Consider the following 12,004-nt stretch of genomic DNA (forward strand, 5'->3'; position numbering starts at 1 on the left):
TAGCCTTGTCCGTCATGAGCGAACCTTCCCCGACGACCGCCCCCGCGCCGGTCACCCCGCCGGCCCCGGGCACGACCGGACGCGTCCCGCACGGCCCCTTCCGCCCCGGCGACCAGGTTCAGCTCACCGACCCCAAGGGCCGCATCAACACCATCACGCTGCAGCCCGGCAAGCTCTACCACTCCCACAAGGGCTCCATCCCCCACGACGACATCATCGGCAGCCCCGAAGGCAGCGTCTTCCGCTCCACCGGCGCTGTCGAGTACCTCGCCTTCCGGCCCCTGCTCACCGACTACGCCGTCCGCATGCCGCGCGGCGCCGCCGTCGTCTACCCCAAGGACGCCGCCCAGATCGTCGCGCAGGCCGACATCTTCCCCGGCGCGCGCGTCATCGAGGCGGGCGCGGGCTCGGGCGCGCTGAGCTGCTTCCTGCTGCGCGCCGTCGGCGAGCACGGCACGGTGTCCTCCTACGAGCGCCGCCCCGACTTCGCCGACATCGCCCGCGCCAACGTCGAGAAGTTCTTCGGCGGTCCCCACCCGTCCTGGCGGCTCACCGTCGGGTCCCTGGAGGACGCCCTCGCCGAGACCGAGGTCGACCGCGTCGTCCTCGACATGCTCGCCCCCTGGGAGTGCGTCGACGCCGTCGCCAAGGCCCTCGTCCCCGGCGGCATGGTCTGCGCCTACGTCGCCACCACCACCCAGATGTCCCGCGTCGTCGAGGACCTGCGCGCCCACGGCGCGTTCGCCGAGCCCTACGCCTTCGAGACGCTGCTGCGCTCCTGGCACGTCGAGGGCCTCGCCGTCCGCCCCGACCACCGCATGATCGGCCACACCGGCTTCCTCGTCACCGCCCGCCGCCTCGCCGACGGCGTCACCCCGCCGCAGCGCCGCCGCCGGCCCGCCAAGGGCGCCCACCCCGCCGTCGAGACCGTCGAGACCGCCGAGCCGGACGAGGGCTGACCGCGCCGCCCCGGCATGGTCTAGATCACACTACGCGTCCACGCCGCGCCCGGCCGTCGCCGCACGGCGGCCGGGCGCGCCGCGCCGCGCCCGACGCCGGAGCGATCTTCCCCGCTTCGCGCGGCCGCCGGAGACCGTGTCTGGAATCGGTAAATCCTCCCGTGCCGTGCCACCACGCCGCGCAGGAAACACCGCCCCACCAGGCCCGCACCGCAAACCCCGCGCCCCACCGCCGCCCCCCGCACCCCGCGCCCCACCGGTCCCCCGCGACACGACAACCGAAAGGGCAGGTTACGGAACCGCTCCAGATAGGTAGGGTCTCAATAGGTCGTCGGCTCTCTTCGTGAGGAGGTGACGGGGCGTGGCCGCTCGTGATGATGCTGGGGCGCGCAGCGCGCAGAACGACAAGGAGGTCAAGGACCTCCGGACGCAGGTGTCCTTCCTGGAGGAGGAGATCTCCGTACTGCGCCGCAAGCTCGCGGAATCCCCGCGCCAAGTACGGGTTCTAGAGGAACGTCTCCATGAGGCACAGGCCAACCTGGCCGCCGCCACGGGTCAGAACGAACGTCTCGTATCGACCCTGAAGGAAGCGCGCGAGCAGATCGTCGCGCTCAAGGAGGAAGTCGACCGGCTCGCGCAGCCTCCGTCCGGCTACGGGGTCTTCCTCGAAGCCAGGAGCGATGGAACGGTCGACATCTTCACCGGCGGGCGCAAGCTCCGCGTGAACGTCAGCCCGTCCGTCGACGTCGAGGAACTCAAGCGCGGCCAGGAGGTCATGCTCAACGAGGCCCTCAACGTCGTCGAGGCCCTCGCCTTCGAACAGCAGGGCGAAGTGGTCATGCTCAAGGAACTCCTCGACGACGGCGAGCGCGCGCTCGTGATCGCCCACGCCGACGAGGAGCGCATCATCAAGCTCGCCGAGCCGCTGCGCGGGGTCCCCCTCCGCGCCGGCGACTCGCTGATGCTCGACTCCCGGTCCGGCTACGCCTACGAGAAGATCCACAAGGCCGAGGTCGAGGAACTCGTCCTCGAGGAGGTGCCCGACATCTCCTACGAGGAGATCGGCGGGCTCGGCTCCCAGATCGAACTGATCCGCGACGCCGTCGAACTGCCCTACCTGCACGCCGACCTCTTCCGCGAGCACCAGCTCCGGCCCCCCAAGGGCGTCCTGCTCTACGGCCCCCCGGGCTGCGGCAAGACCCTCATCGCCAAGGCCGTCGCCAACTCCCTCGCCAAGAAGGTCGCCGAGCAGACCGGCCAGGAGGGCAAGAGCTTCTTCCTCAACATCAAGGGCCCCGAACTCCTCAACAAGTACGTCGGCGAGACCGAGCGCCACATCCGGCTCGTGTTCCAGCGCGCCCGAGAGAAGGCCTCCGCCGGAACCCCCGTCATCGTCTTCTTCGACGAGATGGACTCCATCTTCCGCACCCGCGGCTCCGGAGTCTCCTCCGACGTCGAGAACACCATCGTCCCCCAGCTCCTCAGCGAGATCGACGGCGTCGAGGGCCTGGAGAACGTCATCGTCATCGGCGCCTCCAACCGCGAGGACATGATCGACCCGGCGATCCTGCGCCCCGGCCGCCTCGACGTCAAGATCAAGATCGAACGCCCCGACGCCGAGGCCGCCAAGGACATCTTCTCCAAGTACCTCGTCGCCGGACTCCCGCTCCACCCCGAGGACCTCGCCGAACACGGCGACAACGCGCCCGCCGCGATCGACGCCATGATCCAGCGCGTCGTCGAGCGGATGTACACCGAGAGCGAGGAGAACCGCTTCCTCGAGGTCACCTACGCCAACGGCGACAAGGAAGTCCTCTTCTTCAAGGACTTCAACTCCGGCGCCATGATCCAGAACATCGTCGACCGCGCCAAGAAGATGGCCATCAAGCAGTTCCTCGACACCGGCCAGAAGGGACTGCGCGTCCAGCACCTCCTCGCCGCCTGCGTCGACGAGTTCAGCGAGAACGAGGACCTGCCCAACACCACCAACCCCGACGACTGGGCCCGCATCTCCGGCAAGAAGGGCGAACGGATCGTCTACATCCGCACGCTCGTCTCCGGCACCAAGGGCGCCGAGGCCGGCCGCTCCATCGACACCGTCGCCAACACCGGCCAGTACCTCTGACCGGACCCGGCACCGCGCACGGCGCGGCGGACCGCCCACCGGCGGACCGCCGCGCCGTCGCACGTCCGGCCCCGCGGCGTCCCCGCGCAGGTCACGACGGCGCCGCCCGCCACGCCGGCGCCCCGGACGGGCGTCCCGTGGCCTGGCCCCCGCCCTGCCTATAGGCTCGACCATATGAGTGTTCGGCGCGTCATGGGCATCGAAACCGAGTACGGCGTCTCCGTGCCCGGTCAGCCAGGGGCCAACGCGATGGTCACCTCCTCGCAGGTCGTCAACGCCTACCTCGCGGCCTCCGCCGCCCGGGCCAGGCGGGCCCGGTGGGACTTCGAGGAGGAGAACCCGCTCCGCGACGCCCGCGGCTTCGACCTCGCCCGCGAGGTCGCCGACCCCACCCAGCTCACCGACGAGGACCTCGGCCTCGCGAACGTCATCCTCACCAACGGCGCCCGGCTCTACGTCGACCACGCCCACCCCGAGTACTCCGCGCCCGAATGCACCAACCCCCTCGACGCCGTCGTCTGGGACAAGGCCGGCGAACGCGTGATGGCCGACGCCGCCGCCCGCGCCGCCCTCGTCCCCGGCGCCAACCCCATCCAGCTCTACAAGAACAACACCGACAACAAGGGCGCCTCCTACGGCTGCCACGAGAACTACCTCATGCGGCGCCAGACGCCGTTCGCCGACATCGTCCGCCACCTCACGCCGTTCTTCGTCTCCCGCCAGGTCGTCACCGGCGCCGGACGCGTCGGCATCGGCGTCGACGGCCGCGGCTCCGGCTTCCAGATCAGCCAGCGCGCCGACTTCTTCGAGGTCGAGGTCGGCCTGGAGACCACCCTCAAGCGCCCCATCATCAACACCCGCGACGAACCCCACGCCGACCCCGACAAGTACCGGCGCCTCCACGTCATCATCGGCGACGCCAACATGAGCGAGGTCTCCACCTACCTCAAGCTCGGCACCACCGCCATCGTCCTGGCGATGATCGAGGACTCCTTCCTCACCGCCGACCTCAGCGTCGACGCGCCCGTCGCGTCCCTGCGCGCCGTGTCCCACGACCCGGGCTGCAAGCACCTGCTCACCCTGCGCGACGGCCGCCGCATGACCGCCGTCCAGCTCCAGCTCGAATACCTCGAACAGTCCCGCAAGTACGTCGAGGACCGCTACGGCGCCGACGTCGACGACATGACCAAGGACGTCCTCGACCGCTGGGAGTCCGTCCTCGCCCGCCTCGGCGACGACCCCATGCAGCTCTCCCGCGAACTCGACTGGGTCGCCAAGCTCGAACTCCTCGAGGGCTACCGCACCCGCGACGGCCTCGACTGGTCCCACCCCCGGCTCCAGCTCGTCGACCTCCAGTACACCGACGTCCGCCCCGACAAGGGCCTCTACAACCGGCTCGTCGACCGCGGCCGCATCGACCGCGTCGTCACCGAGGACCGGGTCCGCGCCGCCGTCGACGACCCGCCCGAGGACACCCGCGCCTACTTCCGCGGCCGCTGCCTGCGCCAGTACGCCGAGAACGTCGCCGCCGCGTCCTGGGACTCGGTCATCTTCGACGTCCCCGACCGCGAGTCCCTCCAGCGCGTGCCCACCCTCGAACCGCTGCGCGGCACCAAGGACCACGTCGGCGCGCTGCTCGACCAGTGCCGCACCGCCGCCGACCTCGTCGCGACCCTCACCGGCCGCAACGGCTGACCCGCCGCGCCCCGGACGCCGCCGCAGCCGCATGTCGCGGGCGCGGCGGCGCCGTCGTTTCACCGGTCCCCATTCGTGACCGGTTCGCCCGTTTCATCGGTTCGCGGCGGGGCCATAACCCTGCCAGGACTCCCGGCCCGGCCCGGGCGGTGAAACGGATCGCGGTATCCGCTGGCCGTCCATGATCGGGGATAGGCTGGGAGGACCGGCAGAGCGGAGGTACCACATGGCCACGAAGGACACCGGCGGTCAGAAGCAGACCACGCGTCGCTCCGAGGAGACCGAGGAGACGCAGGCCACGACCGGCGAGGACGTCCAGGAGCGGCAGGAGAAGCTCACCGACGACGTCGACGCGATCCTCGACGAAATTGACGAAGTCCTTGAGGAAAATGCGGAGGAATTCATCCGCGGATATGTGCAAAAGGGCGGCCAATAGTATAAATATCGGACATGTCTGATTCGAAGAATTGAGACAGTCCGACTACCATGCCGGGTGGTGTCCCGGAGGGCGGGTGGGGGGTTGCGATGCACGTGAAGACATGCCGCGACTGCGGCGAAACCAAAGCGGCCACCGAATTCTGGAAGCGAAAAGCGTCACCGGACGGCCTGTCGCTTTACTGCAAAAAATGCTTCGGCCTCCGGAATTCGACATCATATCGCGGCAAGCAGGCGGCGCTCGGGAAGAAGACGCGCCCCTACCGTCGCCACTCGGACGTGCCTGACGGCATGAAATACTGCCCCCGGTGTCAGGAGACGAAGCCCGTTTCCGAGTTCGGCGGCAATCGCTCTCAGCCCTCGGGTCTGGCCGCCTACTGCCGCCCGTGCCATAACCGGGTGATGAGCGACAACAAGCAGCGCCTCCACGGCGGCCAGCGCAATTACCTACTGAAACTCCGCTACGGCATCACGGCGGCGCAGGCGGACGACATGCGCGCGCGGCAGGGCCGCGTATGCCTGATCTGCCTGGACGGATCCGCCGTCCATGTCGACCACGACCACGAAACCGGCCTCGTTCGAGGAATTCTCTGTTTCTCCTGCAACGGTGCGCTGGGCCAGTTCGACGACGACGTGCATCGAATGATTGAGGCGGCCGATTACCTGGAGAAGCGCACCTGGTACGTCCGGGCGCTTCAACTCGAACTGGGCACCGACCGGATCAGCGGCGCGGTGCTGCGCGGTTGGCGCGCGGAGCAGGGCGTCGGTTCGGGGCGGCCCGGATTCGACGGCGGCGGGAGACCGCTGGGTCGCGAGGCTCGACGGCATTACCGCCTGCGGCGACGCTACGGTCTCGGCGCCGCCGACGTCGACGCGCTCGCCGCGATCCAGCGTGGTTTCTGCGCGGTGTGCTCCGAGCGTCCGGCGGAGAACGTCGACCACTGCCATCGCACCGGCACCGTCCGGGGTCTGCTGTGCGGTGGCTGCAACACGGGGATGGGGCAGTTCCGGGACGATCCGGCGGTGCTGCGGCGGGCCGCGGAGTACCTGTGCGGGTCGCTCGTCCGAGAGGTTCCGGCCGAGGACGGGGGGACGCGGTTGTCGTTCACGGTGCCGGACGTCGATCCGGCGTCGGTGCCGCCGGGCGGTTGGGGGCCGTACCGGCGGGCGGACGCGGAGCGTCGCCGCGCGGAGCGCGACCGGCAGGGTGTGCGGGAGTCGTGGATCGCCGTTCCGGCGGGTGTCGGCTGAGCGGGGAGGCGCTCCGGGAACCGGGGTCCGGGGCGCAGTGGCGTTGTCATGGTGTGAGCGGGGTTCGCGCTCGGCTGATCGCGGACGTGCGCGGGCGGCATGCGGTGGGGCGTGATGGAACAGTAGGGTCATAAGGTCCGCGCCGGTGTGTCCGGAAGGGCCCCGGCGTCGTGGTGGAGAGGGAAGGAGTCGCGTGGCGTCTCACGATGCGCACACCGGACGGTCGGCCGGGCTGTTCGCGAACCCGGGCACGTCCTCGTTCACGGATTTCCTGGGCGGTTATTCGCCGGATCTGCTGCCGGGCTCACGGTCGTTGCCGGAGGGCGCGTCGGCCGGGGACGAGATCCCGCACGGGACGACGATCGTGGCCGTCACGTTCCCGGGCGGGGTGGTGATGGCGGGCGACCGGCGGGCGACCGCGGGGAACGTGATCGCGCAGCGCGACGTGGAGAAGGTGTTCCGCGCGGACGAGTTCTCGGCGATCGCGGTGGCGGGGACGGCGGGGCTGGGCATGGAGCTGGTCCGGTTGTTCCAGGTCGAGTTGGAGCACTACGAGAAGCGCGAGGGCCGGACCCTGTCGGTGGAGGGCAAGGCGAACCGGCTGGCGACGATGGTGCGCGGGAACCTGGCGATGGCGATGCAGGGTCTGGCGGTGGTGCCGTTGTTCGCGGGGTACGACGAGGCGCGGGCCGAGGGCCGGATCTTCTCCTATGATCCGGCGGGCGGCCGGTACGAGGAGCGTGATTTCCACGCGATCGGGTCGGGGTCGGTCTTCGCGCGGGGTTCGTTGAAGAAGCTGTTCCGGCGTGATCTGTCGGCGGACGACGCGGCGCTGGCGTGTGTTCACGCGCTGTACGACGCGGCGGACGACGATTCGGCGACGGGCGGGCCCGATCTGGCGCGGGGGATCTATCCCGTGGTGGCGGTGGTGACGGCCGAGGGTTATCGCCGGCTGGGTGAGGACGAGGTCGGCGCGGTGGCGCGGGCCGTCGTCGAGGGACGTTACGACGCGCCGGGCGGGCCGACCGCCCCGCTGCGATAGAAGGGATCCAGACCGGTGTCCATGCCGTTCTACGTGTCGCCCGAACAGCAGATGAAGGACAAGGCGGATTACGCGCGGAAGGGGATCGCGCGGGGCCGCAGTGTGGTGGTGCTGCAGTACGCGGACGGGATTCTGTTCGTGGCGGACAATCCGTCGCGCGCGCTGCACAAGATCAGTGAGATTTACGACCGGATCGCGTTCGCGGCGGTGGGGAAGTACAACGAGTTCGAGAACCTGCGGCTCGGCGGTGTGCGGTACGCGGATGTGAACGGGTACCAGTACGACCGGCGGGATGTGACGGCGCGGGGTCTGGCGAACGTGTACGCGCAGTCTCTGGGGACGATTTTCACGGAGACGAACAAGCCGTACGAGGTGGAGCTGGTGGTCGCGGAGGTCGGTGAGGATGCCGAGACGGACCAGATCTACCGGTTGACGTTCGACGGGTCGGTGGCGGACGAGCACGGTTATGTGGCGATGGGCGGTCAGGCGGAGGCCGTGGCGCAGTCGCTGAAGGAGCGGTACGTGGAGGGGGCTCCGCTGGCGGACGCGCTGCGGTCGGCGGTGCGGTCGCTGGAGGCGCAGGACTCGGAGCGGCGGTTGAAGGCGGAGTCGTTGGAGGTGGCGGTGCTGGACCGGAATCGGGAGCATCGGCTGTTCAAGCGGCTGCCGGCGGCGCGGATCGGGGAGTTGCTGGGTCCGGTGGACGACTGATCGTCTGGATCGTCCTGGTTGAGCCCGTCGTGGTCTTTTTGCTGGGCCACGGCGGGTTTTTCCGTCCCGTCGTGTGATCTACGACGTAAAGGGGCGGGCCGGGCTCATGAAACAGGGCGGTCCGAAGACTGCCATGTCGGCGTCCGGGCGCATAGGCTCGAGACGTGGACAGGCGCATCTTCGGGCTTGAGAACGAGTACGGCGTGACGTGTACCTTCCGCGGTCAGCGGCGGTTGTCTCCGGATGAGGTGGCCCGCTATCTGTTCCGCCGGGTGGTCTCGTGGGGCCGGTCCAGCAACGTGTTCCTGCGCAACGGGGCGCGGCTGTACCTCGACGTGGGCAGCCACCCCGAGTACGCGACGCCGGAGTGCGACAGCGTCGTGGATCTGGTGACGCACGACAAGGCGGGCGAGCGGATCCTGGAGGGTCTGCTGGTCGACGCGGAGCGGCGGTTGCGCGAGGAGGGCATCGCCGGGGACATCTACCTGTTCAAGAACAACACCGACTCGGCCGGGAACTCCTACGGCTGCCACGAGAACTACCTGGTGGGTCGGCACGGCGAGTTCGGGCGGCTGGCGGACGTGCTGATCCCGTACCTGGTGACGCGGCAGATCATCTGCGGCGCGGGCAAGGTGCTGCAGACGCCCCGCGGCGCGGTGTACTGCGTGTCGCAGCGGGCGGAGCACATCTGGGAGGGCGTGTCGTCGGCGACGACGCGGTCGCGGCCGATCATCAACACGCGGGACGAGCCGCACGCGGACGCGGAGCGGTTCCGGCGGCTGCACGTGATCGTGGGCGACTCGAACATGAGCGAGACCACGATGCTGCTGAAGGTCGGCGCGACCGACCTGGTGCTGCGGATGATCGAGGCGGGCGTGGTGCTGCGCGACCTGACGCTGGAGAACCCGATCCGGGCGATCCGGGAGGTCAGCCATGACATGACGGGCCGCCGGAAGGTGCGGCTGGCCAACGGCCGCGAGGCGAGTTCGCTGGAGATCCAGAAGGAGTACTTCGGCAAGGCGAAGGACTTCGTGGACCGGCGCGGCGGAGACGAGACGTCCAAGCGCGCGCTGGACCTGTGGGAGCGGACGCTGCGCGCGGTGGAGACCGGCGACCTGGACCTGGTGTCGCGGGAGATCGACTGGGTGACGAAGTACCAGCTCATCGAGCGTTACCGGCGCAAGTACGATCTGCCGCTGTCGTCGCCCCGGGTGGCGCAGCTCGACCTGGCGTACCACGACGTCCATCGGGACCGCGGGCTGTACTACCTGCTGGAGAAGCGGGGTTCGGTGGAGCGGGTGACGCGGGACCTGGAGGTGTTCGAGGCCAAGTCGGTGCCGCCGCAGACGACGCGGGCGCGGCTGCGCGGGGAGTTCATCCGCAAGGCGCAGGAGAAGCGCCGGGACTTCACGGTGGACTGGGTGCATCTGAAGCTGAACGACCAGGCGCAGCGGACGGTGCTGTGCAAGGACCCGTTCCGGTCGGTGGACGAGCGCGTGGACAAGCTGATCGCCGGGATGTGATCATTTTCCGGCTCCCCCGGGGCCGGGGTTTGTCACCTGAGGGGTAGGGTGAGCGCTCAGTTCGCGCTCACCACCCCGAAGGACCCGTATGCGCCGCCGTTTCTCCGTGTCGCGTTCCGTGCCGTTCGCCGCCGGGGGGCGGCGCGTCCGCTGGGCGGCGGGTCCGGCCGCCGTGGTGCTGGGGGTGGCGCTGCTGGCGGGGGGCTGTTTCGGCGGGGACGGCGTGCAGGTCGAGGTGAAGGGCAAGCCGGGGACGAAGCCGACGGTGACGTTCCCGAAGAAGACGGACCCGGACGGCGGGTACGCGGCGAAGACGCTGAGCGACGGCAAGGGCCGGAAGGTCGCCGCGGGCGACCTGGTCGTCGCGGATTACGTGAGCTACCGGTGGAACGGCACGCAGACGCGGCTGCTGGCGAACACCTACCAGTCGGGCGTGCCGATGGCGTTCCAGACGGGGAAGCTCGTCAAGGGTTTGGAGAAGGCGCTGGTGGGCGCGCGGCCGGGTTCGCGCGTGGTGGCGCGGGTTCCGCCGGAGGACGCCTACGGTTCGGCGGGCGATCCGGCGCACGGGGTGAGCGCGGGCGACACGCTGGTGTACGTGCTGGACGTGCGGGCGTCGTTCGGGAAGGACGCGGTGGTGCCGGGCCGGCAGCAGACGCTGGACGACCCGTCGCTGCCGAAGGTGGGCCAGGTGTCGCCGGGCCGCCAGGCGTCGGTGCTGATGCCGCGCACCGCGCCGCCGAAGGCGCTGAAGGTGCAGGCGCTGGTGGACGGTTCGGGTCCGGCCGTGGCGGCGGGCCAGTTGGTGGCGATGCAGTACCAGTTGATGAACTGGCGGGACGGCCGGGTGCTGAGCTCGTCGTGGGCGGACGGCGAGGTCCACACGGCGGTGGCGGGCCGGGAGGAGCTGGTGGCGGGGCTGGACCGGGCGCTGGTGGGCCGCAAGACGGGGAGCCGCCTGCTGGTGGTGGTGCCGCCGTCGCTGGGGAAGGCGCCGTGGCGGAGCCGGTTCCGGTTGGCGGCGTCGGACACGCTGGTGTTCGTGGTGGACGTCCTCGGCGCGTACTGAGCGGTCGCGCGGGCGGCGGGCGTTCCTAGACTGGCGCGTGTGGAGGACATCGAGGCGGTCGGGCTGCTGCAGGACGCGGTGCGGCGGCGGCTGTACGAGTTCGTGGCGGCGCAGGGCCGCGAGGTGAGCCGGAACGAGGCGGCCGAGGCGGTGGGGGTGGCGCGGACGCTGGCGGCGTTCCATCTGGACCGGCTGGCGGCCGCAGGGCTGCTGGAGACGGCGTCGCGGCGGCTGTCGGGCCGGTCGGGTCCGGGCGCGGGCCGGCCCGCGAAGGTGTACCGGCGCGCGGCGGGGGAGCGGGGCGTGTCGCTGCCGCCGCGCGACTACCGGACGGCGGCGGAGCTGCTGGCGGAGGCGGCGGAGGACGCGCGGCTGGACGACGCGGTGCGGGCGGCGGCGCGGCGGCGGGGCGCGGCGGCGGGTCCGTGCCGGGACGAGGCGGAGGCGCGGGCGCGTCTGACGGAGCGCGGTTACGAGCCCTTCGTGGACGCGGACGGCGACGGCGGGGAGGTCGTGCGTCTGCGCAACTGCCCGTTCCACGCGCTGGCCGAGGATTTTCCGCCGCTGGTGTGCGGGATGAACCTGGCGCTGGTGGAGGGCCTGCTGGGGGAGGGTTCGGGGCTGGTGGCGCGGATGGACGCGCGGGCGGGGCTGTGCTGCGTCGCCATCTCTAAAAACAACGAGCATTGACATAGAAGCGGGCCGCGTGCTGCGATGGGCGCATGACGAACTCCCCCGGCCGCCATCTCGCCCAGCTCAACATCGGCACCCTGCTCCACCCGCTGGACGACCCGCGCATCGCGGGCTTCACCAACGCGCTCGACCGGATCAACGCGCTCGCCGACGCCGCGCCCGGCTTCGTCTGGCGGCTCGTGGACGACGGCGGGGCGAACGCGACGGAGCTGCGCCCGTTCGGCGGCGACGTGATCGTCAACCTGTCGGTGTGGGAGTCGCGCGAGGCGCTGTGGAACTTCGCCTACCGCAGCGAGCACCTGGAGCTGCTGCGGGAGCGCCGCGCCTGGTTCCGCAGGCCGGACGGCCCGCACCTGGTGCTGTGGTGGGTGCCCGCGGGCCACGTCCCGACGACGCGGGAGGCGGGGGAGCGGCTGGCGCTGCTGCGCGAGCACGGGCCGTCGCCGCGCGCGTTCACGTTCCGCGACGCGTTCGACCCCGAGTCGGCGCCCGTCTGACGCG

Annotated in this window: 11 protein-coding genes; all 11 read left to right on the plus strand. The window is 70.5% G+C overall.

All coding sequences use genetic code 11. From position 1 onward, the window contains the following. Positions 1–14 precede the first annotated feature (14 nt). On the plus strand, positions 15–959 hold the full coding sequence (locus tag G339_RS0125270) for a tRNA (adenine-N1)-methyltransferase (protein WP_019633855.1): 945 nt from the start codon (positions 15–17) through the stop codon (positions 957–959). A gap of 361 nt (positions 960–1,320) precedes the next feature. Further along, positions 1,321–3,084, plus strand: a complete 1,764-nt coding sequence (gene arc, locus G339_RS0125275) for a proteasome ATPase (RefSeq protein WP_026341762.1) — start codon at positions 1,321–1,323, stop codon at positions 3,082–3,084. Between the two features lie 174 nt (positions 3,085–3,258). Continuing rightward, positions 3,259–4,779, plus strand: coding sequence for a depupylase/deamidase Dop (gene dop, locus G339_RS0125280; RefSeq protein ID WP_026341763.1), 1,521 nt, complete (start codon positions 3,259–3,261; stop codon positions 4,777–4,779). A gap of 226 nt (positions 4,780–5,005) precedes the next feature. After that, complete coding sequence (locus G339_RS0125285) at positions 5,006–5,215, plus strand: ubiquitin-like protein Pup (RefSeq protein WP_019633858.1); 210 nt, start codon at positions 5,006–5,008, stop codon at positions 5,213–5,215. 89 nt (positions 5,216–5,304) lie between these two features. Then, complete coding sequence (locus G339_RS35270) at positions 5,305–6,465, plus strand: endonuclease VII domain-containing protein (RefSeq protein ID WP_240489893.1); 1,161 nt, start codon at positions 5,305–5,307, stop codon at positions 6,463–6,465. A 193-nt stretch (positions 6,466–6,658) separates the two neighbouring features. Continuing rightward, complete coding sequence (gene prcB / locus G339_RS0125300; RefSeq protein WP_019633860.1) at positions 6,659–7,507, plus strand: proteasome subunit beta; 849 nt, start codon at positions 6,659–6,661, stop codon at positions 7,505–7,507. A gap of 21 nt (positions 7,508–7,528) precedes the next feature. Beyond that, positions 7,529–8,218 carry a proteasome subunit alpha gene (gene prcA / locus G339_RS0125305; protein WP_019633861.1) on the plus strand — a complete coding sequence of 230 codons (690 nt, stop codon included), beginning with the start codon at positions 7,529–7,531 and terminating at the stop codon, positions 8,216–8,218. Between the two features lie 164 nt (positions 8,219–8,382). Then, entirely contained in the window at positions 8,383–9,741 is a 1,359-nt protein-coding gene (gene pafA / locus G339_RS0125310) for a Pup--protein ligase (protein ID WP_026341764.1), read from the plus strand. Between the two features lie 106 nt (positions 9,742–9,847). Beyond that, positions 9,848–10,810 (plus strand): FKBP-type peptidyl-prolyl cis-trans isomerase, encoded by a 963-nt coding sequence (locus G339_RS0125315; RefSeq protein WP_240489894.1) that lies wholly within the window; start codon positions 9,848–9,850, stop codon positions 10,808–10,810. A 39-nt stretch (positions 10,811–10,849) separates the two neighbouring features. Then, positions 10,850–11,500 (plus strand): helix-turn-helix transcriptional regulator, encoded by a 651-nt coding sequence (locus G339_RS0125320; RefSeq protein WP_019633864.1) that lies wholly within the window; start codon positions 10,850–10,852, stop codon positions 11,498–11,500. A 32-nt stretch (positions 11,501–11,532) separates the two neighbouring features. Next, entirely contained in the window at positions 11,533–12,000 is a 468-nt protein-coding gene (locus G339_RS0125325) for a DUF3291 domain-containing protein (RefSeq protein WP_019633865.1), read from the plus strand. The last annotated feature ends 4 nt before the right edge of the window (positions 12,001–12,004 follow it).

The sequence above is a fragment of the Actinomadura atramentaria DSM 43919 genome, from assembly GCF_000381885.1.
GTDB classification, from domain to species: Bacteria; Actinomycetota; Actinomycetes; order Streptosporangiales; family Streptosporangiaceae; genus Spirillospora; species Spirillospora atramentaria.